The following is a 22,860-nucleotide window of genomic DNA, read 5'->3' on the forward strand; positions in this document are numbered from 1 at the left end:
CACGTATTTTTTGAAAGCGGTTTTTGATGTCTCCTATGAAATGGATGGCGGGCGTTGCATTCGCCGCAGCCTCGGTCGTGCTGCTGCCCCAGGCAGCCCTTGCAAAGAAGCCGGCACCCCAGCGCGCCGCGCCCGCGTTTGCCTCCGATGATGATGTCTTCATTGCCTTGCGCGATGCCTCGCGCAGCGGCGATCTGGCGCGGGTCGAGGAGCTTGCCGCCAAGCTCGGCAATTATCTGATGCCTTCCTACGTCGACTATTACCGCCTGCGCCCCCGCATTCTCACCGCCTCCGAACAGGAAATCCGGGGTTACCTGACGCGTTATGACGGCCAGGCCATCGCCGACCGCCTGCGCAACGACTGGCTGCTGGAACTTGGACGCGCCCGCAACTGGACGCTGTTCGACGAGCAATATCCGCTGTTCGCGCTCAACGATGACACCCAGCTCAAATGCTATGCGCTGATGTCGAAGGCGCAGAAGGGACAGAATGTGGCCGAGGAGGCGCGCACCGTGCTGGTCGGCCCGCAGAATTACGGCGAGGCCTGTCCGGCCCTGATCACGACGCTGGTCCAGGCCGGCCAGTTCACCCAGGACGATGTGTGGGCGCAGATCAGGCTGGTCGCGGAATCCGGTTTCCCCGGCACCGTCCGCCGCCTCGCGCCGCTGACCGACGCCAGCGAAACCGCGCTGATGCAGGCGCTCGACAAGCCGGACGCGGTGCTGGCGCGCGGACCCGGCAGCGGCCGTGCCGCAAACGAGGTCTTCATCCTTGCACTGGGACGCAGCGCCAAGAACAATCCCGATCGCGCGGTCGATGCGCTGGTCGCCGGCGCCAATCGCCTGAGCGAACGCGAACGCGCGCAGGCCTGGGCGCAGATCGCGCTGCCGGCTTCGCTCAAGCTTCTTCCCGAAGCCGCGGTCTACTGGCATCGCACCGCAGGCGCGACGCTGTCGCTGGAAGGTCACCAGTGGAAAGCGCGTACTGCGCTGCGCGCTGGCGAGTGGAAGCAGGTAAGGACGACCATCGAAGCCATGCCGGCGGCGCTGGCCAATGACTCCCCCTGGGTTTACTGGCTGGCCCGGGCCTACCGCGCCGAAGGCAAGACCGAGGAAGCGCAGAAGCTGTTCGAATCGATCACCGACAAGAACGATTTCTATGGCCAACTCGCGCTGGAAGAACTCGGACAGAAGATCAACATCCCGCCGCGCGCCCAGGCCGTGACGGCGGAAGAGGTCGCGCCGATGGCGAGCAATGCGGGATTCCAGCGCGCGCTCAAGTTCTTCGACCTGAACATGCGTTTCGAAGGCTATCGTGAATGGAACTGGGAATTGCGCAAAATGAACGATCGCCAGCATCTGGCGGCGGCGGAATTCGCGCGGCAGAAGAATGTGCTCGACCGCATGGTCAACACTTCCGACCGCACCAGGTCGGAGTTCGATTTCACTCAGCGCTTCCCGTCGCCTTACCGTGATGTGATGCGCGCCTCGACCGAGCGCCTCGGCCTCGACATGGCCTGGGTATATGGACTGATCCGCCAGGAATCGCGCTTCATCCTGAATGCGCGTTCGCATGTGGGCGCCTCCGGCCTGATGCAGCTGATGCCGGCGACGGCGCAGTATGTCGCCCGCAAGATCGGCCTGGAAGGCTTCACGCCGAGCCAGGTCAATGACATCAATACCAACATCACGCTCGGCACCAATTACCTGAACATGGTGCTCAACGACCTGGAAGGTTCGCAGGCAATGGCCACCGCCGCCTACAATGCCGGCCCCGGCCGTCCGCGCGCATGGCGTTCGACGCTGCAGCGCCAGGTCGAAGGGGCGGTCTTCGCCGAGTCGATCCCGTTCAACGAGACCCGCGATTACGTGAAGAAAGTATTGTCGAATGCGACATACTATGCCGCGCTGTTCGAAGGCAAGCCGCAGTCGCTGAAGGCGCGCCTCGGCACCGTGGCGCCCAAGGGATTCGCGCCCAGCGAATTGCCCTGAGGTTCCGGGTCCTCGGTTGCGTGCCGGTTTGCAAACCGGCGCAAAAGCTTTATCCTCGAATGCCGCGCTGCAGCGATCACGCCGCAGCGCGGCATTTTCGCATGGCAGCTTCGTTAAGAATGGGACAAGACGTATGCAAAGCACAGAACTCGATCCAACCCTTGAGCAAACCCTCGATGCCGCGGGCAAGGCGGGCTTGAAACTGGTGATCGGCAACAAGAATTACTCTTCCTGGTCGATGCGCCCATGGGTGGCGATGACTGCGTTCGGCATTCCCTTCGAGGAAGTGCGCATTCCCCTTGGCCGTCCCGACACGTCGTCGCGCATTGCCCAGTACTCCTCGGCCGGCCGCGTTCCCGTCCTGGTCTGCGGCGAAACCAGGATCTGGGATTCGCTGGCGATCTGCGAATACCTGGCCGAGCAGTTTCCGGACAAGGGCTTGTGGCCGCGGGATGCCGACGCCCGCGCCATCGCCCGCTCGGTCTGTGCGGAAATGCATTCCGGCTTTACCGACCTGCGTTCATCGATGTGGATGAATATCCGCGCCAGCTTTCCCGGCAAGGGCCGCACCACCGGCACGCAGTCCGACATCGCCCGCATCGGCGAAATATGGGAAGACTGCCTTGCCCGTTCCGGTCCTCACCAGTTCCTGTTCGGCGACTTCTCCATCGCCGATGCCTTCTATGCACCGGTGGTGATGCGCTTCCGCACCTACGGCGTCTGGCTGCCGCCCGTACTGCAGGCCTACATGGACCGCGTCGTCTCGCATCCCGCCGTCGCGCAATGGATGGGCGAAGCGGTGGCCGAAGGCGAGCGCCTGGAAAAATTCGATATCTATCCGGACTGATGGTGCGGCGATGAAGACGTATGTGGTCGGCGGCGCGGTGCGCGATGACTTGCTCGGCCTGCCGGTGCAGGACCGTGACCATGTGGTGGTCGGCGCGACGCCCGAGCAGATGATCGCCGCCGGCTTCACGCCGGTAGGGAAGGACTTTCCGGTCTTCCTGCATCCGAAGACCCACGAGGAATATGCGCTGGCCCGCACCGAGCGCAAGACCGCGCCGGGCTACAAGGGCTTCGTCTTCCATGCCGACGCCGATGTCACTCTGGAACAGGACCTGGTGCGGCGCGACCTCACCATCAATGCCATGGCGCGCAGGGAAGACGCGGAGGACGGCGTCATCATCGATCCCTTCGGCGGACAGAGGGATCTGCAGGCGCGCGTATTCCGCCATGTGTCCGCGGCATTCGCCGAAGACCCGGTGCGCATCCTGCGCGTGGCGCGTTTCGCCGCGCGCTTCTCCGACTTCACCGTGGCCCCGGAAACCAACCGCCTGATGCAGGACATGGTCGAGGCGGGCGAGGTCGATGCGCTGGTACCGGAGCGGGTATGGCAGGAATTGTCGCGCGGCCTGATGGAGGCGCGGCCTTCGCGCATGTTCGACGTGCTGCGCAGCTGCGGCGCGCTGGCGCGCATCCTGCCGGAGCTCGATGCCTTATGGGGCGTGCCCCAGCCGGAGAAGCATCATCCCGAAATCGATACCGGCGTGCATGTGATGATGGTGATCGATCATGCGGCGGCACGGGGCTTCGATCTGCCGATTCGCTGTGCGGCGCTGCTGCACGATCTCGGCAAGGGCGCGACGCCGGCCGAGGAATGGCCAAAGCATTACGGCCATGAGGGACGCGGCGTGCAGCTGGTGGAGCAGGTATGCAAGCGGCTGAAGATCCCCAACGACTGCCGCGACCTCGCGGTGATGGCCGCGCGCGAACATGGCAACGTGATGCGCGCGCTCGAGATGCGGGCCAATACGCTGGTGACTCTGCTCGAACGCTGCGATGCCTTCCGCAAGCCGCAGCGCTTCCTGGATATGGTGCGGGCATCCGAATGCGACCATTACGGCCGCGCCGGTTTCGCCGACGCGCCCTTTCCGCAAGCGGCCTACCTGGAGTCGGTACTGCATGCCGCGCAGTCGGTCAATGCGGGCGACATCGCCAGAAGCTGCGGCGCGGCGCCGCAGCGTATTCCCGAGGCCATCCATGCGGCCCGGGTGGCAGCCGTCGGCAGCCTCGCACGGCCGCAGCCTTCCTGATATTGCCGCCATGGCGCAAGGAGCTGTGCGCGCCATCGGCCGTCATTCCCGTGCGGAATAGACATTGACTGACATTGCATGGGGCCTTGTCGGCAAGCGACAGATGCTTGCCAATACGACACCGCAGCGCAATCCATCATCCCACTCTTGATAAATATTTCTTTAGAAAAAGATTCCTGAAGGAACGCTTTCATGCGGGCCGTATCCAACCCTCTTTGTGACTTTCGGTAGAACGCTTCCATGCGCTTCCATCTTCTTACCGTATCGGCATGCCGTGCCGTTGCCGTAGCGGTAAAAGGAAAGCGGGAAGGCAATGGCGAAATAGCGGCGTATTCCATCGGTATTGATGCAATGAGTCTCATCCGCCTTGCTGTACCATGGCCGCGCTCAACTCCGTGCGTTCGCTTCGCCGATATCGGCATCGCAACCGCAATGCCGCAATGCCGCAATGCCGCAATGCCGCAATGCCGTACTGGCGAGAACACGGCAGCCATACATCATTCAGGGATAACTTCGACATGCGCATTACCACTCCGCTTGTATCCGGAACAGCCGGCTGGCGGACTTCAATGGAAGGACAGCTTCACGACGCCGCCGATCTGATCGTTGCCTATCTTGAACAGCTTGGCGTCGAGTATGTGTTCGGTGTCCCCGGCGGCGCGATCGAACCGCTCTACAACGCACTGGCGCGCAGCAGCAGGCGCGGAGGCCCGCGGCCGGTGTTGGCGCGGCACGAGGCCGGCGCCGCTTTCATGGCCGACGGCTATGCGCGCGAGACCGGAAAGCTCGGCGTCTGCTGCGGCACCTCGGGGCCCGGCGCGACCAACATGATCACCGGCGTTGCCTGCGCTTATGACAACGCCATTCCCATGCTGGTGCTCACCGGGCAGCCGGCGCTGCCGAATTTCGGCCGGCGCGCGCTGCAGGAATCCAGCTGCACCGGCATCGATATCGTGGCGATGTTCAGTCACTGCACACGCTACAACACCCTGGTCACGCATGCGGACCAGCTGGAGCACAAGCTGGTCGCCGCGCTGATGCATGCCACCCGCACGCCGGGCGGCCCGGCCCACCTGAGCATCCCGCTGGATATTCTGAAAGCTCCCTTGCCGAGATCCGGCGTGGCCCATGACATCAAGGGCATGCTCAAGCCGGCCGCCATGCTGGACGTGCAGGCGGCCGACATGCTCGTCGCGCAATTGCAGGAAGCGAAAAATCCCTTGTTGCTCATCGGCGGATCCTGCGGCGAAGCGATCGCCTCGCTTCTCGATATCGCCATGCACCGGGAGGCCGGCTTTATCGTGACTCCCGATGCCAAGGGCCTGATCGATCCGCGGCATCCCCTGTTTCGCGGCGTGTTCGGTTTTGCCGGACATGCCTCGGCGGAGATGGCGCTGCGCGACAAGTCGGTCGACCTGATCGTGGCGTTCGGCGCCAGCATGAATGAGTGGACCAGCGGCGGCTGGAGCGATGCGGTGCTCAACCACCGCCTGGTCCATGTCGATGAGTGCGAAGAGCACCTGGTTCGCACGCCGATGGCCAGGCTGCACGTGCGCGGACGCATCGCCGCCGTCGCCGCCCGGCTGGTCGAACGCATGCAGGTGCCGCCCGCCATGCCGATACCCGGACCGGTGCTCGAACGGCCCGCATCGGATGTGCGGCCGCAGCACCGCGGCGTGCCGCCGCTATCCATTCATGAAGGCGTCAACAGCGACGACCCGGTCAAGCCGCAGCAGCTGATGCAGGAACTCGGCCGGCTGTTCCCGTCGCATACCCGTTATCTGGCCGATTCCGGCAACAGCTTCGCCTGGGCCATCCATTATCTGTCGCCGGAAGCGCCGGGTTCTTCCGATGCGCCCGGCGGAGCGCCCTCGGCCGGCAAGGGCGGCTGGCTGCGCGTGACGATGGACTTTGCGCCGATGGGCTGGGCCATTGGCGGCGCAATCGGCACCGCGCTCGGCAATCCCGATGCGCCCGTGGTCTGCATCACCGGCGACGGCAGCATGCTGATGAACGGCCAGGAGTTGTCGGCCGCCGTCGCGGAAGAACTCAATGTGGTGTTCGTGGTGCTCAACGATGCCGCGCTGGGCATGGTCAAGCATGGTCAGCGGCTGGCCGGCGCCGAGCGCATTGCGCACCAGTTGCCTCACACGGATTTCGCCGCGCTTGCGCACGCGCTCGGCGCCCAGGCCCATACCATCCATTGCCTGCAGGATCTTGCCGGGCTCGACATCGACGCGATCCGCGAACGCCGCGGGCCGACGCTGCTCGATGTCCGCATCGATGCGGAAGAGGTGCCGCCGATGAGCCTGCGCATGCGCGTGCTGGGCACCGCGGTGTAAGCCGCTCCATCATGAAAGACTCTCAAGTGAGCGACAAACCCCATCAATCCCTGCCGCTGATCCATACCGAAATCTGGAAAGAAGAGCCGGAGGCGGACAACCGCTTCGCCACGCGCGCCGCCTATTGCCGCGGCTACGATGTGTTCGGCGACATGGTCGGCAATGCCCGCTGGGTGGAAATGCTGTTTCTGCTGCTGCGCCCGGAACTGCCGCAACCGGCCGCGCTCGATCTGCTCGAAGCGCTGGCCGTGGCGCTGGCCAACCCCGGTCCGCGCGACCCTTCGGTGCATGCCGCGATGTGCGGCGGCATTGCCGGCTCCAATGCGGCCGCATCCCTGATGGCGGCGCTGGCCGTCGGCGCCGGACGCTATCACGGCGCGCGCGACGTGCATGATGCGATGCTGGCCTGGAGGGCGTGCGGCATGGATGCCGATGCATGGCGCCGGCATCTCCGGCAAGCGCAGGCCGAAGACGCGGCCGTGATCGAAGTCTGGCCGGCGCGCGAACATCCGCCCGGCTTCGAGCCGCATGCGCCTGCCTGCGCCACGTCGACCCGGCAACTGCTGGCGACGCTGGCGCGCATCGGCGGAACGCCGCGCCTGAACTGGCTGGCCGCACAGCGCGAAGCGCTCGAGCAAGCCGCCGGCATGCCGCTGGAACAGACCGGCGTGGCCGCCGCCGCCTTCAGCGATCTCGGCCTTGCGCCGGAAGAGGGCGAGATGCTGTTCCTGCTGCTGCGCCTGCCCGGCGCGGCCATGCATGCGCTGGAGCAGCAGCGCAAGAAATACACCGAATTCCCGTTCTACGCGGTCGAGCTGCAGGAAGGCGCGGCGACCGGCGGCGAGCGGAGGGACCAGCGGCAAGATCAGCAAGACCAGCAAGAAAGCAGACAGCAAGCATGACCAGCCAGATGAAGGGCCCCGAACTGCTCGCCGCCGAAGCCGGCATCCTGCGTACCCGTGTCGGCGCCTGCTGGCCGGGCAGCCATGCGATATTCCGCGGCCATGACCTGCATCAGGAATTTCATGATGCCGACTGGATGGACCTGTATGTCTACGGCATCACCGGCCGCCGCTTCACGCCGCAGCAGCTGCGGCTGCTGCATGGCATCTGGGTCAACACCAGCTATCCGGATACCCGTCTCTGGAACAACCGCGTCGCCGCGCTGGCCGGCAACGTGCGCAGTTCGCCGGTGCTGGGCCTGACCGCGGCGCTGGCGGTATCCGAGGCGCGCATCTACGGCGGCGGCCCCGGCCTGCGGGCGATCAACTTCTTTTACCGTGCGCGCAAGGCGGTCGACGGCGGACAGCCGCTGCGCGAATTCATCAGCCAGGAGCTTGCCTCCGGTCGCCATCTGTACGGCTACGGCCGGCCGATCGAAGCGCATGACGAACGTCTGCCCTGGCTTTCCGGCCTGGCCCGCTCGCTCGGGCTGGCCGACGGCAGCTATTTCAGGATGGCGCAGGAAGTCGAACGCATTCTGATGGAGCTCGGCAAGCCCGCGCTGCGCATGAACTATGCGGCAATGACGGCCTCGCTGGGCGCCGACATGGGCCTGTCCGCCCGCGAATTCCAGATTTTCAGGGTGCCCCTGTTCTTCGCCGGCATGCCGCCCTGCCTGGTGGAAGCGGCGCAGAAGCCGGAGGGAACGCTGTTCCCCACGCCCTGCGACGGCATCGCCTACGAAGGCGTTGGAAAAAGGGCATGGAAAAAATGATCAGGCTGTCGCGGGTGCGTGACGCTGCCCGGAATATTTGCTTTGGAGAATGGACTGTTACAAAGCGTTCCACTAGACTGTTACCGCTCTGCACAATCACAGGCCGGAGGAATTTCTTGAAACCCCTGTATGCGCTTCCTCTGACGCTTGCCGCGCTCCTGCTCGTCCACGCTCCCGCTGCCCGCTCCGCCGATGCCGGCGAAGAGGAAGACCTGGCGCTGGTCTACGGCGACAAATCCACCATCAGCATCGCCACCGGCAGCAAGCAGCAGCTGCGCCGCGCGCCGGCGGTCGCCACCGTCATCACCGCCGAGGATATCGCCGCCATGGGCGCGACCGACCTCGACGAGGTGCTGGAAACCGTGCCTGGCATCCATGTCAGCAACGCGCCCAACACCTACAGCTCGCTTTACCTGATCCGGGGCATCTACAGCGGCCAGAATCCGCAGACGCTGATGCTGCAGAACGGCGTGCCGATGACCACGCTCTTCCAGGGCAACAAGGGCAATATCTGGGGCGGCTATCCGGTCGAGAACATCGCCCGCATCGAAATCATCCGCGGTCCCGGATCGGCGCTGTACGGCGCCGACGCCTATTCCGGCGTCATCAACATCATCACCAAGAATGCGGCCGATGTGGCCGGCACCCATGTCGGCGTGCGCGCCGGCTCGTTCCATACCCGCAGCGCCTGGATCCAGCACGGCGGCAAGGTCGGCGACCTCGACATCGCCGCCTATCTGCGCGCCGGCAAGACCGACGGCCAGCGCCGCATCATCGAAGCCGATGCCCAGACCGCGCGCGACCGCACCGCCCGCACCTCCGCCAGCCTGGCGCCGGGGCCGGTGAATGTCGGCTATGACGCGCTCGACGCCAACCTGGGTCTCGGCTATGGGAAATGGCGCATGAACGTCGGCTACAAGCAGCGCGACGACCTCGGCACCGGCGCCGGCATTTCCTCGGCGCTCGACCCGGTCGGCAAGGAAAAGAGCGAACGCTTCAATACCGACCTGTCCTGGACCGACACCCAGCTCGCTCCCGGCTGGGGAGCAGGCGCCACCGTCAGCTATTTCGAATACCGCCAGCGCATCCCGGTCGACCTGCGGCTGTGGCCGCCGGGCACGCGCTTTCCGAGCGGCTCCTTCCCGGAAGGGATGATCGGCCATCCCGACACCTCGGAACGGCAGCTGCGGCTGTCCGCCTTTGCCACCTATTCGGGTTTTGCCGGCCACAGCATCCGCGCCGGCGTCGGCCACGACGACCTGAACCTGTACGAGACGGCAACCTACAAGAATTACGTGTTCGATGCGGCAGGCATGCCCATCCCCGCCGGTCCGGTGGCCGACTACTCGCTGATCCAGCCGTTCATGCTGCCGCAGCGGCGCAAGGTCGATTACGTCTACCTGCAGGATGAATGGCAGTTCGCCCGTGACTGGGCGCTGACCGCCGGCGTGCGCCATGACCGCTATTCCGACTTCGGCGGCACCACCAATCCGCGCCTTGCGCTGGTCTGGGATGCCGCGCTCGACGTCACGGCCAAGCTGCTGTACGGCCGCGCCTTCCGGGCGCCGTCGTTCTCGGAGCAATACAGCATCAACAATCCCGTCCAGCGCGGCAATCCCGACCTCAGCCCGGAAACCATCAGCACCCTGGAGGCGGCGTTCGCCTGGCAGGCGCGGCGCGACCTGCAGCTGAACCTGAGCGTATTCCGCTACACCATGGACGAGATCATCCGCACCGTACCCAATCCGGCGCCGGCGCTCGGATCGACCTTCAGCAATACCGGCGGCCAGCATGGACACGGCATGGAGATCGAGGCGGTGTGGGATGCCACCCGCACGCTGCGCCTGTCGGGCAATTATTCCTATCAGCGCTCGATCGATGAATCGACCGGCCGCGATGCCGGCTATGCGCCGCACCATCATCTGTATGCACGCGCGGACTGGCGATTCGCCAGCGGCTGGATGGCCGGCAGCCAGCTCAACTGGGTGGCGGACCGCAAGCGTGCGGCCGGCGATCTCCGTCCTCCGGTGGCCGACTACAAGACGGTCGACCTGTCGCTGCGCAGCCTGCGCGGCAACGGCAAATGGGAATTCGGCGCCACGGTGCGCAACCTGTTCAATGCGGATGTCCGCGAGCCCAGCCCCGCTCCCGGCCTGATTCCGAACGATCTGCCGCTCGCTCCGCGAGCCATCTACCTGCAGGCGGTGTACAGCATGTGACAGCCGCCGGCTGCGCAAGATTCGAAGCGTTAATGCATCAACCGCGGAGGGACCCATGCCTCGTCCATTCCGCATAGCCAGGAACGGCCGCTGCCATGAGCCAGCCGCCCAGGAAAAATAATGGATACCAAACCAAGCACCGCCTATCAGCCGCCTTTCGTACGCCAGTTCAACCGCCGCACGCGCGCCTGGAACATCTTCGGCATGAAAAAGATCGACCTGTCGGAAGCGTCGCTGATCGCCGCCGCACGCGCCGAGACCGGCCTTGAACGCTTCGGCGACGACAGCTTTCTGCCGCCCTTGCGGGCCTTGCTGCATTCGCTCGAAACCGAGGCCGACCTCAATCCCTTCGGCCGCTTCAATGCACGCATGCGCACCATCCGCTCGCTCAAGAACCGGCTCTGGGCCAATGCCTGTTTCGAGGCGCATCCGGAAATCCTGGAAAGCGGCATCGAAGCGCCCATCGTCATCGTCGGCCCGCACCGCTCCGGCACCACGCGGCTGCAGCGGATGATGGCCACCGATGCGCGGCTGCAGCATCTCTCCACATGGGAAGGCTTCAATCCGGCGCCTCGGCCGGGCCAGCCCGACATGGGCCGGCAGGCACGCTACGAGGAAGTGAAGAACTTCCTGGCCCTCGGCCGCCAGGTGTATGCCGGCGGCTATGTCGCCCATCCGATGGACGCCGACTGGCCGGAAGAAGACATGCTGCTGATGAACCATTCGTTCTGCGGCTTTTCGGTGCTCGGCATGTTCAACATCCCCGGCTATTACCGCTGGTTCCTCGACTATGACAAGACCGAGGTGTACCGCTATACCGCCAAGCTGCTCAAGCTCATCGCCTGGTCGCGCGGCCAGGGGCACGTCCCTTCCCAGGGACAGGGCGCCCGCTGGGTGCTGAAGAATCCGCAGCACATGCTCGATCTCGGCACGCTGCTGAAGGTCTTTCCGGACGCGCGCCTGGTTTTCACCCACCGCGATCCGATCAAGACGGTGGGCTCGGTGATGTCGCTGATGTGGCATTTCGCTTGCCAGCACACCGATCTGCCGTGCCGCGCCTCGACGCGCGACATTTGGATGGACTTCTGCCAGCAGTCGGCGCAGCGCGGCATGCTGCAGCGCGAACACATTCCCCCCGGCCAGCAGATCGATGTGCACTACGAGGAAATGAACCGCGACTGGCGCTCGGTGATGCGGCGCGTCTATGCGTTCGGCGGCATCGACTTCACGCCGGAGGTCGAGCAGGCCATGGCGCAGTGGCTGGCCGACAGCGACAGGGACCAGCTGCATGGCGGCCATCGCTATGCCCTCGAGGATTTTGGAACCAGCGCCGCCGAAGTCGACCGCCGCATGATGTTCGTGCGCCAGCGCTACGACATTGCCTACGAGGGAAAATGAACAAGCTCATGATCATGCGCCGGCCGGCGCAGGCGATGCCGGAACAGCAGGTCCAGCCGCAGCCGCAGAGCCCGTCGCTCCCGCCGGCCGCCGAACATATCGCCTGGCAGCAGGGCAAGGTCGACGCCGCGCAGCGCGCCCGGCTGCTGGGACAGCTGCCGGCCACCGTCTGGCTCACCGGCCTGTCGGGGGCCGGCAAGTCCAGCATCGCCTTCGAACTGGAGCGCCGCCTCGTGGCCGCGGGCCATGCCGCCCATGTGCTGGACGGCGACAACGTGCGCCACGGGCTGAACCGCGACCTCGGGTTTTCGCCTCAAGACCGCAACGAGAACATCCGCCGCATCGCCGAAGTGGCCAAGCTGTTCAATGACGCCGGGCTGATCGTGATCACTTCCTTCATTTCCCCGTATCGCCAGGACCGCGACATGGCCAGGCAGATCATCGGCGCGGAACGCTTCATCGAAACGCATCTGTGCACGTCGCTGGCGGTCTGCGAGCAGCGCGACCCGAAAGGGCTGTACCGCAAGGTGCGCTCGGGCGCGATCACGGAATTCACCGGCATCAGCGCGCCTTATGAAGTTCCTCTGGAGCCGGCCTTGCGCATTGATACCGAGCAGGCGACGCTTGTCCAGTCGGTCGATGCCATTCTGCATCGGTTGCAGGATTTCCTTGCGATGCCGCCGGCGCTGCAGGCCGGTTGAGCTGGCTGCAGCAACTTCATGAACCTGATCCGCAAGGGGCGGCCGGCAGGCAGCCTCCCTGAAAAGCGCGTTATTGTTGCCGAAAGGCATGTTTTATCGGCTATGCTGTCCCGTCAGCGGGATAGAGTGACTCTTGGTTTTAAAAAGAATATGGAATCGACCGGAAAGATGTTCAGGCGCAAGGCATGGTCCGGCGCGCGCGCATGCTGCGCGGCGCTGGTCCTGCTGTCGGCCGTCGTTTCCGGGCAGGTCGTTGCGGCGCCGCAGGGAGGGACGGCCGAGGCCGGCGAGCAGAGGCGCGCGGAGCCGCAGGCTCCCGGTTCCATTGCGGTGGTGTACCCGGTGCTGGGCGAGCCGTATCACAGCATCTTCGCCACCATCATCGAAGGCATCGAAGACAATGCCAGGTCGGCAATGCGCACTTATCCGGTCGCGGCCAATACCGATCCGGCCGAACTGAATGCGCAGCTCAAGCGCAACGGCGCCAAGGTGGTCATTGCCCTCGGCCGCCAGGGGCTCAGGGCCACCTCCGCGCTCGACCGGGAATTGCCGGTGGTGGCCGGCGGCGTGCTGGCCGTGCCCGAAGCCGACAGCCGGACCATGACGGCAGTCAGCCTGACGCCGGATCCGGCACTGCTGTTCTCACGCCTGAAAAACCTGCTGCCCGGCACCCGGCGCGTGATCGTCGTCTACAACCCGCAGAACAATGAATGGCTGATCCGCCTGGCCCGCGAAGCCGCGCGCGCGCAGGGGCTGGAACTGGTGGCGCACGAGGCGCGCGATCTGGCCAGCGCGGCGCGCCTGTACGAGCACGCATTCGCCGCCAGCGACAGCAAGCGCGACGCCATCTGGCTGCCGCAGGATGCCACCACGGTCGACGAAACCACCATTTTGCCCCTGGTGCTGAAGGAATCCTGGAACCGCAATATCGCGCTCTTTTCCAGCAGCTTCCTGCATGTGAAAAAAGGCGCGCTGTTTGCGCTGTATCCGGACAACCTCGAACTCGGCCGCACGCTGGCCTGGTCGGCGATCGCCTATCTGACGGGCGAGCAGCGCAGGAGGGGCATGCTGCCGCTGCGCGACGTGCATATCGCGGTCAATGTGCGTACCGCCGGCCATCTCGGCCTGTCGCTCAGTTACCAGCAGCAGCGCACCTTCGATGCGGTTTTCCCTGAACCATGATGCAGCGGAGCGTCGACATGCCCACGGAACGGACCATGCCCCGCGGCGCGGATCTGCACGCATCACCGACCGGCTACCGGCAGCACCGCATGCCGCAACAACGGCGCGACGATGCGCCCCATACTGCTTTACCTGTCATCCATGCTTCGTAACTATCTCAGCCGCACAGGCTTTCGCCGCCAGCTGACGGTCGTCGTCAGCGCCGCCATCCTGGGCCTGGCCCTGTTTTCCTCGCTGATGAATTCCTGGGAAGCCAGCCGGCGCATGGAAGACTACATGGTCGAGCAGGGCCAGCGCATCGCCGAGAATCTGGCGCGCCAGAGCATACTGGCGCTGCTGTACCGCTCTCCGGACAATGTGCGCGAGGGCATCGCCGCCACGCTGGCGTTCCCGGACGTGCTGCAGGTGGAAATCACCGATACGACGGGCGCTTCGCTGCACGCGCAGAGCAAGCCCGGCGTCACCGTCAAGGCCATCGCCGCGCAAGAGGCGCGCGTCTTGAAGGCGCCATCCATGCACGCGGTACTGGCGGGCGACACCAGCGGCGAATGGTATTTCAGCGCGCCGGTGTACGGCGGCCAGGCCGACAGTTCGCCGTTCGAGATGCAGGAGCGCGAACCGCAACTGCTCGGCCATGTGCATGTCGTGGTCGGCAAAGGAACCCATAACCGGCTGGTTGCCTCGCTCCTGGTCGGCAATCTCGCCATCACGCTGTCCTTCGCGGCGGTGTTGCTCGGCATCATGCGCCTGCTGGCGCGCCACATGATCAGGCCGCTCAATGCGCTGTCCAAACTGATGGGCCGTGCCGAGGCCGGCGAGTCCGGCATGCGGGCGGTGCCCGGCGGGCCGCGCGACATCATCGACATGGCGCATGCCTTCAACAAGATGATGGATGTGCTGGAAGAGCGTGAGGCCGAACTCAAGCAGTCGCGCGACGAGGCGGTGCGCACCGCGCTCGGCAAGACCCAGTTCGCCGCCACGGTCAGCCATGAAGTGCGCACGCCATTGAACGGCGTCGTCGGCATGCTCGACATGCTCAAGGAAATGCGCCTGACCAAGCGCCAGCAGGAATGCGTTGACATCGCCTGGAACTCCGCCCGCTCGCTGGTCGAGCTCATCAACGACATTCTCGACTTTTCCAAGATGGAAGCCGGCAAGCTCGAGCTCGAGGAAATCGACTTCGACCTGCGCAAGGTGGTCGAGGAAGTGATCGAACTGCTGGCCAAGCAGGCGCAGCAGAAGGGCCTGGAGATCGGCTATCAGATGGCGCCCGGCGTGCCCGAGCGGGTGCGCGGCGATTCCCTGCGCCTGCGCCAGGTGCTGCTCAATCTGATCGGCAATGCCGTCAAGTTCACCGAGCACGGCGAAGTTGCCATCCGCGTCTCTCCCGCACCGGAGAGCGAAGGCCGTTTCGGCTTGCGCTTCGAGGTAGCCGATACCGGCATCGGCATGAGCGTCGACGCGGTCAAGCATATCTTCGAATCCTTCGCCCAGGCCGACCGCTCGACGACACGCAAGTACGGCGGCACCGGGCTGGGCCTGGCCATCTGCCGCCAGCTGGTGGACCTGATGCAGGGCCATATCGGCGTCTCCAGCGAACTGGGCAAGGGCAGCACCTTCTGGTTCACGGTGCGCTGCGCCGCCGCGGCCAGCCAGCCGCCGGCCCGCAACACGCCCGCGCTGCACGGCGTGCGCGTGCTGGTGGTCGATGCCAGCCTGATCGTGCGCAGCTTCATCATCCAGAGCCTGGAGACGGCCGGCATGCGCTGCAACGCCGTGCTGAACGGACCGGAAGCCCTCTCCGAAATCGCGCGCGCCGAACAGGCAAGAGCGCCGTACAGCCTGGTGGTGATGGATGTGGATGCCACCGACGACCGCGGCGCCGACCTGGTGCGCCGGCTTCGCCTCGACATCGGCGCGGTGGCGCCGCGCCTGCTGGTGCTGGACCGTTACGCCATGCCGATGGGTAACAACGCCCTCGGCGCCGACCTCTATCTCGGCAAGCCGCTGCGCCTGGAGCGCCTGATGGATGCGGTGCAGCGCCTGCTGCCCGACGAGCCCGCGGTCTCCGCGGCTCCACCGGCGCCGGGCCAGACAGGGGCGCAAACGGCGGCCAGGACAGCGGCGGCCAAGGATTACCGGGTGCTGGTGGCCGAAGACAACCGTACCAACCAGATGGTGGCCGGCGGCATGCTGTCGATGAACGGCTGCGAATGCCAGTTCGCCGCCAATGGACGGGAAGCCGTTGAAGCGGCCCGCACCGGCCGCTTCGATCTGATCCTGATGGATTGCAGCATGCCCGAAATGGACGGATATGAAGCGACCGCGCATATCCGCAATTTCGAGGAAACGCTCGGCCTGCGCACGCCGATCATCGCGATGACGGCCAATACCCAGCCGGGCGATGCCGACAAGTGCCTGGCCGCCGGCATGGACGATTACCTGGCCAAGCCGATCACGCTGGCGGAACTGCGGCAGAAGCTGGAGCGCTGGCTGGCCCGCCTTGAACCAAGCGGCCGCGCCATGCTGGCGGAGGTGGAAACCAGCGACAGCGACGGCAGCCCGATCAATGACGAGGTGTTCGAGAAGCTGCGCGAAATCCTCGGCCCCGCTCTGCAGCAGACCGTCACGCCCTTCCTCGAAGACACGCCGGGATACCTGGACCGGCTCGAACAGGCGGTCCAGGATGGCAATGCCGACATCGCGCGTGCCATGGCGCATTCGATCAAGGGCAGCAGCGGCAATCTCGGCGCGATGGCGCTGGCGCAGCTGGCCAAGGAAGCCGAGGAGCTTGCCATCGACCGCAGGCTCGATGCGGTCAAGCCGCTGGTGTCCCGCCTGCGCATTGCCTTCGATGCGGTGTCGGCGGTGCTCGGCGCGGAAGGCAAGATCACGGAGCGGCATAGCGCGCGCGATGCGGAAGAACTGCCGCTGGTGCTGGTGGTCGATGACGACCGCAGCACGCGCAGCTCGCTGCGGCACACCCTGCAGCGCGACGGTTTCCGGGTCGAGGAAGCCGCCGACGGCGCGCAGGCACTGCATATCCTCAAGCGGATCCAGCCGGACGTGATCCTGATGGATGCGGTGATGCCGGTGATGGATGGCTTTACCGCCTGCGCCCGCGTGCAGGAACTGCCGAACGGCGGCTCCATACCGGTGCTGATGATTACCGCGCTGGAAGACAACAACTCCGTCGAGCGCGCCTTTGCCGCCGGCGCCAGCGATTACATTCCCAAGCCGATCCATTTTGCCGTGCTGTCGCAGCGCGTGCGCCGCATCATTGAAGCCAACCAGGCCGAAAAGCGCATCCGTCACCTTGCCTACAACGATCTGCTGACCGGCCTGCCGAATCGCGCGCTGTTCATGGATCAGCTCGGCCGGCGCATCGAGCAGGCGCGCGTGGCCGGCGAAGCGGTGGCGGTGCTGTTCCTCGATCTCGACCGTTTCAAGAACGTCAATGATTCGCTCGGCCACGACGTCGGCGACCGCCTGCTGATCGCCGTGGCGCAGCGCCTGCGCCGCAGCGTGCGCAATGCCGACTGCGTCGCCCGCCTCGGCGGCGACGAATTCACCGTGGTGCTGGCCGAAGTGATCGGGCCGAATGCCGCGGTGACGGCGGCGCAGAATATCTGCCGGGCCCTGTCGACGCCGTTCCAGATCGACGGCCACGATATCTTCGTGTCCACCAGCGTCGGCATTTCCATGTATCCGCATGACGCCACCGATGTCGGCACGCTGCTCAAGCATGCCGACACCGCGATGTACCGGGCAAAGAAGACCGGCAGCGGCTTCCAGTTCTTCGAAGCCTCGATGGAGCATTCGATTTCCGAACATGTGCGCATGGAAAACGATCTGCGCCGGGCGCTTGAGCGCAACGAGCTCGAAGTGTTCTACCAGCCGCAGGCGCGGGTCAACAGCGGCAGGATCATCGGCGCCGAGGCGCTGGTGCGCTGGCGCCATCCGACGCGCGGCATGGTATCGCCCGCGGAATTCATCCCGCTGGCGGAAGAGACCGGCCTGATCAATCCGCTCGGCGAATGGGTGCTGCGCACCGCCTGCCGCCAGCTGCAGGCATGGAGGGAAGCCGGGTTGCCGCCGATCCGCGTGGCGGTCAACCTGTCGGTCAAGCAATTGCTGAAGAAGGATTTCGCCTCCAGCGTCGAGCAGGCGCTCAACGATACCGGCATCGCCCCCGGCATGCTGGAACTGGAGATCACGGAAAGCACACTCATGGAAAACGCCCAGGATACGCTGGAAGCATTGCATCGCTTGCGCGGGCTTGGGGTGCGGCTCTCGATCGATGACTTCGGCACCGGGTATTCTTCGCTGTCCTATCTGAAACGTTTCCCTGTCGACATCATCAAGATCGACCGTTCCTTCGTGCGCGATGTGCCGCATGACGCCGATGATGCCTCGATCGTCACCGGCATCATTGCACTGGCCCACAGCCTGCGGCTGGAAGTCGTGGCCGAAGGCGTCGAGACCGCATCCCAGCTTGCCTTCCTGCAAGAGCGCTCCTGCGACCTGATGCAGGGGTATTACCTGAGCAAGCCGGTGCCGGCGGAACAGTTTGCGCGCGAGCTCCTCGGCACGGAGCAGCCGAAATGGCAAAGCGCAAGCCCGAACCTGCCGGGCTTCTAACAGGGAAAGGGGCGCTGGAATCCATCGGTCCCGCCCCTTTTTCGATCCGCCGCTTGCAGCTGCACCATGGACTGTGGGCTTTATGCCACGGATGCCGCCATCACGGCTCTGCGCTATTGAGACCGGTCAACGCGACCGTATATTCAGGAATGCCTGCAACAAGCATTTGCCGTATCGCCTAAAATGGCTTTTGTGCGCCGCACAATCCACTGCAGGAGTTTCCATGAATTCATCCGAACTGGAAGGCCTGATGCCTGAATTGACTACCGCTCCCGCTACCGGAGCACGCCGTCCCGCCGTCAGGGTCAAGGAATTGGCGGAACGCGACCGCCGCCGCATGCTGATGCATTTCCTTGTGCTGGACGACAGCGATCGCCTTTTGCGTTTCGGCACGGTATTGCCTGACGAATTGATCACCCGCTACGTCCAGCGCCTGGATTTCTCGCGCGACGCCGTCTTCGGCGTCTACGACGACAACCTGCATCTGCTGGGTGTCGGTCATCTCGCATTCACGCCGCGGGAAGCGTCGCCGACCCTGACCAATGCCACGCTCAAGGAGCGCATCGCCGAATTCGGCGTCTCGGTCGCGTCCAGCGCGCGCGGCATGGGAATCGGCTCGAAGCTGTTCGAGCGGGCCGCCATTCACTGTCGCAATGAGGATGTGGACACGCTTTACATGCACTGCCTGTCTTCCAACCAGACAATGATTCATATCGCTGCCAAGGCCGGCATGAAAATTCACCGTGAATACGGTGAAGCCGATGCCTATCTCAAGCTTGAGCCGGCCAGTCCCGGCACCATGCTGGCCGAAGCCGTCGAAGAGCAGTTCGCCTTTTTCGACTATGGGGTCAAGGCCAACACCAAGGCCGCCATGAAATGGCTGCGCAAGCTGCCGAACTGGAAGAAGTAAAACGGCCGCCGGCGCGTCTCGGGTCGGGGCCGACGCTACACCAGGGGCAGCGCGGTCGTTTCCTTGATCTTCTGCAGCGCGAAGCTTGATTTCACATCCGTCACCGCCGGATGCCTGAGCAGGGTTTCCATCATGAACCGGGAAAAGTGCTCCATGTCCTCGACATGGACCCGCAGCAGGTAATCCAGATCGCCTGTCATCGCATAACAGGCGACCACTTCCGGCCAATTGGCGACCGATGCGGAAAAGTCGGACAGCGGCGACCGTCCCCCGGCCGACGGCAGGTCGCTGTGCTTTTCCAGCCGCACATTCACATACGCCAGAAGCCCGAGACCGATCTTGTCCGCATCGAGCAGGGCGACGTACTGGCGAATCACCCCGGACTCTTCCAGGTTCTTGATGCGCCGCAGGCAGGGCGACGGCGACAGGCTGACGCGCTCGGCGACTTCCTGATTGCTCAGGCGGCCGTCGGACTGCAGGATCGACAGGATTTTCCGGTCGGTTTTGTCGAGATTGATTTTTGGCATGATGTGTCTTTGGCGATGGGAATATCGGCAATATTATTGCTCATCTTGTTTAAACCTAAGCAGATTTGGCAATTTTATGCCCGTCCTCCTTGACTATACTGATCCCATCAGATCAAGGAGACTCGCCATGAACACGACAGTCGACCAAGCCGACTTTTTCAAAACCCTGGAAGAGAAATCGGACAATGGCGCCCTGCGCGGCGACTACAGCCGCTGCGATGCCAATTACGTGGTCCAGCAGGACTGGAGCGCCTACACGCCGGAACAGCATGAATTGTGGCGCCGGCTTTACCAGCGCCAGGCCAAACTGATGCAGGGCCGCGCCTGCGACGTGTTCATCGAGAGCCTGGCCAGGATGGATGCGGCCGACGGCATTCCACGTTTCGACCAGACCACCGAGGCGCTGCGCAAGGCCACCGGCTGGGAACTCGTCGCGGTACCCGGACTGGTGCCCGAACTGACCTTTTTCGAGCATCTGGCCAACCGGCGTTTTCCAGTCACCGTCTGGCTGCGCGAACCGCATGAATTCGACTATATCGTCGAGCCCGACGTGTTCCATGACTTTTTCGGCCATGTGCCGCTGCTGTTCAACCCGACTTTCGCCGACTATATGCAGCAATACGGCAAGGGCGGCCTGAAGGCGCTCAAGCTCGACGGCCTGACGCATCTTGCGCGGCTGTACTGGTACACGGTGGAGTTCGGCCTGATCGAAACGGACCAGGGGCTGCGCGCCTATGGCGCCGGCATCCTGTCATCGGGCGGCGAGGTGGAATATTGCCTGACCGATCCTGCGCCGCGTCGCATTCCCTTCGAGGTCGAGCGCGTGATGCGCACCTTGTACAAGATCGACTCGTACCAGGAAACGTATTTTGTCATTCGCGATTTCCAGCAGCTGTTCGAGGCAACGGCGCCGGACTTCTCGCCGCTGTACGAACGGCTCAGTAAGCAGCCCGACCTGGCTGCCGATACCTTGCTGCCAGGTGAAATCAATATTCCGCCCAACAGCGGGCAGGGCGCATAGAGCCGGTCTGTCGGGCAGGCTGCCGGAATTGCCGGTGGCTGCCCCCGCCGGCGCTGCCGCTTCAGTGCCGCGCCTGGCTCAGCTCGACAACCGGCTGCGCAGCAGTGCGCGCACTTCTTCCGCCGTGAGCTTGCCATCGCCGTTCAGGTCCAGCTTGTCGAAATGGGTGACGACACGATCCATATTCGCATTTTCGGCTTCCGCCCGGCTCAGGGCTCCGTCTCCATCCTTATCCGCCGCCTTGAATTTTTCATTGAATCTGGCCAGGTGACGCAAGGACTTGGACTGCTCCGCCGCAGGTTGCTGATTCGGCTCGGTTGCAATGGCAAGGCCGGCTCCAAACACAGTGCCGATGGCCATGCATGCCAGGATGAATTGCATTGTTTCCTCCGATATGTACTGCTCGTTGTGTATTGAATGTAAGCAGCAACAAAACATTTCACGACGGCATTTACGCCTTGTTACATAGTTGTGACGATCTATGTCAAAGACAACAAGCATACATGGGAGAGACAAGGAGTAAGGCTAACAGCGGTGCTGACAAACAATAATTTCTTGCATGCACCGCTTTCGAGCATTAGAGTGAGATCGTGATTTCCATTTGGAAATATAACGATGCAAGTTCGACCAGCCGCGCATCCGGATGACAGGGAGTACAAGCGACAAGGCCATCGCTTGCATATGGCACGCCTGCTGATCATCAACATGTCCATCGAGACGGCCGAGCTTTTCCTGTTCGCCCTTGTCGGAACCATCCCGGCATCGGTCGCGGCGCTGTTTTTCCTGGTCAGCTTTGCGGCGGCAATCGGCTTCTACGTGTTTTTCCGGCTGGGGCTGAATCTGCGCTTCACGCGGAAAAACCTGCTGGTTCCCCAGCTGCTGGTCTATGGCAGCATACAGATCGGCTTCATGTTTCTGGCGCCGAAGCTGTCGGTTCTTTTCCTCCTGGTGCTGGTCGTGCTTTCCGGCTATGCGGCCATCGAATTCAATCCGCGCCAGTACACCCTAGGCTGGCTGGCCTACGGCGTTGTGACGGCGGCGGCGCTGATCCTGCTCGGTGACCGGTTTTCCTATCCGGGTCATTCGAACATGGAAGTCGGCCTTGTTTGGCTGTTTTTCTTCATGACCTTGCGCAGCCTGACGCTGGCCAACGCCGGTTTCAGCCGGCTCAGGGAAAAACTGCTGGAGAAGAACCGGCAGCTGGAGCATTCGCTGCACCGCATCGAAGAGATGGCCAACCGGGATTATCTGACCGGCGTCTACAACCGCCGCCACTTCATGGGCCTGCTGGAGTCGGAACTGCAGCGCAGTGCGCGCAACGGCAGGCCATTCTGTCTCGTGATGCTGGACCTCGACTGGTTCAAGGCCATCAATGACGGTTTCGGTCATCCGGTCGGGGATGCGGTGCTGCAACGCCTGTGCCTGCTGGCCGGCGAGAACCTGAGGGCGGCCGACCAGATCGGCCGCATCGGCGGCGAGGAATTTGCGATCCTGTTGCCGGATGCCGCTCTCGATTCAGGCTATACCACCATCGACAGGCTGCGCGCCGCAGTGCATGCCTATGACTGGGGGCAGATTGCCGACGGCCTGCAGGTCAGCTTTTCCGCCGGCGTGGCCGGCTATTGCGCGGGAGATGGCGTGCAGACGATGATCAAGCGCACCGATGACGCCCTGTATCAGGCCAAGCATGCGGGAAGGAACCGCGTGCAGCAGGCCGGCTTCGCTCCGGAAGACGGGGAAAGGCAGGCAGGGCCGGTGCCGGCGAAGCAGGCAGATCAGGTCAGTTGATACTGCAGCGCCGACAGTTCAATATGGGTGAGGATGACGGCGCTCTTCAATTCGTAATTCATGCCGTCGGAGGGGTGCAGCCTGTGCTGTGCTTCGTCGCTGATGCGCGCAAGGTCATCGACTGTTTCGCGTACTCCCCGTTCATCGAACGAGCGCAGCGCCTGCTGCGCTTGGGTGGAACGCTGACACATGCGCGTGACGCACTCCTTCAGTTCCGAGGGCACGCTGTCATCCGAATGACAGGCGCGAACCGCGTGAAAGATGGTGCGGTCGATGAAGACCAGGCGCTGCCGGATTTCTTCGCGCTGTGCTTTCATTCATGACTCCCTT

17 protein-coding genes are annotated in these 22,860 nt (G+C 64.0%); 14 read left to right on the top strand and 3 right to left on the bottom strand.

Annotated features, from left to right (window positions below):
* Window positions 1–26 precede the first annotated feature (26 nt).
* The 12 genes from FH061_RS09635 (at window position 27) to FH061_RS09690 (ending at window position 19,194) form a co-directional block, all read left to right on the top strand.
* Complete coding sequence (locus FH061_RS09635) at window positions 27–1,991, top strand: lytic transglycosylase domain-containing protein (protein ID WP_151635398.1); 1,965 nt, start codon at window positions 27–29, stop codon at window positions 1,989–1,991.
* Between the two features lie 133 nt (window positions 1,992–2,124).
* Window positions 2,125–2,838, top strand: coding sequence for a glutathione S-transferase family protein (locus FH061_RS09640; RefSeq protein ID WP_151635399.1), 714 nt, complete (start codon window positions 2,125–2,127; stop codon window positions 2,836–2,838).
* 10 nt (window positions 2,839–2,848) lie between these two features.
* Window positions 2,849–4,084: a multifunctional CCA addition/repair protein gene (locus FH061_RS09645; RefSeq protein WP_151635401.1), complete on the top strand. Its 1,236-nt coding sequence runs from the start codon at window positions 2,849–2,851 to the stop codon at window positions 4,082–4,084.
* Between the two features lie 569 nt (window positions 4,085–4,653).
* Window positions 4,654–6,426 carry a thiamine pyrophosphate-binding protein gene (locus FH061_RS09650; RefSeq protein WP_151635403.1) on the top strand — a complete coding sequence of 591 codons (1,773 nt, stop codon included), beginning with the start codon at window positions 4,654–4,656 and terminating at the stop codon, window positions 6,424–6,426.
* Window positions 6,427–6,437: 11 nt separating this feature from the next.
* The gene (locus FH061_RS09655) at window positions 6,438–7,328 is read left to right on the top strand and encodes a citrate synthase family protein (RefSeq protein ID WP_225984568.1); all 891 of its coding nucleotides are present in this window, start codon (window positions 6,438–6,440) and stop codon (window positions 7,326–7,328) included.
* Window positions 7,325–8,143 carry a citrate synthase family protein gene (locus FH061_RS09660; RefSeq protein ID WP_225984569.1) on the top strand — a complete coding sequence of 273 codons (819 nt, stop codon included), beginning with the start codon at window positions 7,325–7,327 and terminating at the stop codon, window positions 8,141–8,143. Before FH061_RS09655 ends, FH061_RS09660 begins: the two co-directional genes overlap by 4 nt.
* Before the next feature lie 116 nt (window positions 8,144–8,259).
* Window positions 8,260–10,362 (top strand): TonB-dependent receptor plug domain-containing protein, encoded by a 2,103-nt coding sequence (locus FH061_RS09665; protein WP_225984570.1) that lies wholly within the window; start codon window positions 8,260–8,262, stop codon window positions 10,360–10,362.
* Between the two features lie 120 nt (window positions 10,363–10,482).
* Window positions 10,483–11,760, top strand: coding sequence for a sulfotransferase family protein (locus FH061_RS09670; RefSeq protein WP_151635414.1), 1,278 nt, complete (start codon window positions 10,483–10,485; stop codon window positions 11,758–11,760).
* Window positions 11,757–12,461: an adenylyl-sulfate kinase gene (cysC, locus tag FH061_RS09675; protein ID WP_225984571.1), complete on the top strand. Its 705-nt coding sequence runs from the start codon at window positions 11,757–11,759 to the stop codon at window positions 12,459–12,461. The genes FH061_RS09670 and cysC overlap by 4 nt, the downstream gene beginning before the upstream one ends.
* Window positions 12,462–12,611: 150 nt before the next feature.
* Window positions 12,612–13,643, top strand: coding sequence for an ABC transporter substrate-binding protein (locus FH061_RS09680; protein WP_225984572.1), 1,032 nt, complete (start codon window positions 12,612–12,614; stop codon window positions 13,641–13,643).
* A gap of 111 nt (window positions 13,644–13,754) precedes the next feature.
* Window positions 13,755–18,284: an EAL domain-containing protein gene (locus FH061_RS09685; RefSeq protein ID WP_225984573.1), complete on the top strand. Its 4,530-nt coding sequence runs from the start codon at window positions 13,755–13,757 to the stop codon at window positions 18,282–18,284.
* Between the two features lie 223 nt (window positions 18,285–18,507).
* Window positions 18,508–19,194: a GNAT family N-acetyltransferase gene (locus FH061_RS09690; RefSeq protein WP_151635415.1), complete on the top strand. Its 687-nt coding sequence runs from the start codon at window positions 18,508–18,510 to the stop codon at window positions 19,192–19,194.
* Between the two features lie 35 nt (window positions 19,195–19,229).
* Here FH061_RS09690 and FH061_RS09695 read toward each other — a convergent pair whose 3' ends face one another.
* Window positions 19,230–19,721, bottom strand: coding sequence for an Lrp/AsnC family transcriptional regulator (locus FH061_RS09695; protein WP_151635416.1), 492 nt, complete (start codon window positions 19,719–19,721; stop codon window positions 19,230–19,232).
* Between the two features lie 127 nt (window positions 19,722–19,848).
* Here FH061_RS09695 and phhA point away from each other — a divergent pair, with 127 nt between their 5' ends.
* Entirely contained in the window at window positions 19,849–20,742 is an 894-nt protein-coding gene (gene phhA, locus FH061_RS09700) for a phenylalanine 4-monooxygenase (RefSeq protein ID WP_151635418.1), read from the top strand.
* Between the two features lie 78 nt (window positions 20,743–20,820).
* Here the strand turns inward: phhA and FH061_RS09705 are convergent, their stop codons facing one another.
* A complete protein-coding gene (locus FH061_RS09705; protein ID WP_225984574.1) occupies window positions 20,821–21,123 on the bottom strand; it encodes an EF-hand domain-containing protein in 303 nt (100 codons plus the stop codon).
* Between the two features lie 234 nt (window positions 21,124–21,357).
* On the opposite strand from FH061_RS09705, the gene FH061_RS09710 reads away from it, so the two are divergent.
* Window positions 21,358–22,530 carry a GGDEF domain-containing protein gene (locus FH061_RS09710; protein ID WP_151635422.1) on the top strand — a complete coding sequence of 391 codons (1,173 nt, stop codon included), beginning with the start codon at window positions 21,358–21,360 and terminating at the stop codon, window positions 22,528–22,530.
* On the opposite strand, the gene FH061_RS09715 is transcribed toward FH061_RS09710, so the two are convergent.
* Window positions 22,518–22,847, bottom strand: a complete 330-nt coding sequence (locus FH061_RS09715) for a hypothetical protein (protein ID WP_151635424.1) — start codon at window positions 22,845–22,847, stop codon at window positions 22,518–22,520. The two genes, FH061_RS09710 and FH061_RS09715, sit on opposite strands and share 13 nt — an antisense overlap.
* Window positions 22,848–22,860: the final 13 nt, after the last annotated feature.

Origin of the sequence: Noviherbaspirillum aerium, assembly GCF_008929045.1 — a bacterium.
Lineage (GTDB): Bacteria > Pseudomonadota > Gammaproteobacteria > Burkholderiales > Burkholderiaceae_D > Noviherbaspirillum > Noviherbaspirillum aerium.

Coding starts and splice junctions, on each gene's coding strand:
- cysC (WP_225984571.1), top strand. CDS start 11,757: ATGAACAAGCTCATGATCATGCGCCGGCCGGCGCAGGCGATGCCGGAA.
- FH061_RS09710 (WP_151635422.1), top strand. CDS start 21,358: ATGCAAGTTCGACCAGCCGCGCATCCGGATGACAGGGAGTACAAGCGA.
- FH061_RS09640 (WP_151635399.1), top strand. CDS start 2,125: ATGCAAAGCACAGAACTCGATCCAACCCTTGAGCAAACCCTCGATGCC.
- FH061_RS09715 (WP_151635424.1), bottom strand. CDS start 22,847: ATGAAAGCACAGCGCGAAGAAATCCGGCAGCGCCTGGTCTTCATCGAC.
- FH061_RS09685 (WP_225984573.1), top strand. CDS start 13,755: ATGCGCCCCATACTGCTTTACCTGTCATCCATGCTTCGTAACTATCTC.
- FH061_RS09690 (WP_151635415.1), top strand. CDS start 18,508: ATGAATTCATCCGAACTGGAAGGCCTGATGCCTGAATTGACTACCGCT.
- FH061_RS09680 (WP_225984572.1), top strand. CDS start 12,612: ATGGAATCGACCGGAAAGATGTTCAGGCGCAAGGCATGGTCCGGCGCG.
- FH061_RS09660 (WP_225984569.1), top strand. CDS start 7,325: ATGACCAGCCAGATGAAGGGCCCCGAACTGCTCGCCGCCGAAGCCGGC.
- FH061_RS09695 (WP_151635416.1), bottom strand. CDS start 19,721: ATGCCAAAAATCAATCTCGACAAAACCGACCGGAAAATCCTGTCGATC.
- phhA (WP_151635418.1), top strand. CDS start 19,849: ATGAACACGACAGTCGACCAAGCCGACTTTTTCAAAACCCTGGAAGAG.
- FH061_RS09650 (WP_151635403.1), top strand. CDS start 4,654: ATGGAAGGACAGCTTCACGACGCCGCCGATCTGATCGTTGCCTATCTT.
- FH061_RS09655 (WP_225984568.1), top strand. CDS start 6,438: ATGAAAGACTCTCAAGTGAGCGACAAACCCCATCAATCCCTGCCGCTG.
- FH061_RS09670 (WP_151635414.1), top strand. CDS start 10,483: ATGGATACCAAACCAAGCACCGCCTATCAGCCGCCTTTCGTACGCCAG.
- FH061_RS09705 (WP_225984574.1), bottom strand. CDS start 21,123: ATGCAATTCATCCTGGCATGCATGGCCATCGGCACTGTGTTTGGAGCC.
- FH061_RS09645 (WP_151635401.1), top strand. CDS start 2,849: ATGAAGACGTATGTGGTCGGCGGCGCGGTGCGCGATGACTTGCTCGGC.
- FH061_RS09635 (WP_151635398.1), top strand. CDS start 27: ATGTCTCCTATGAAATGGATGGCGGGCGTTGCATTCGCCGCAGCCTCG.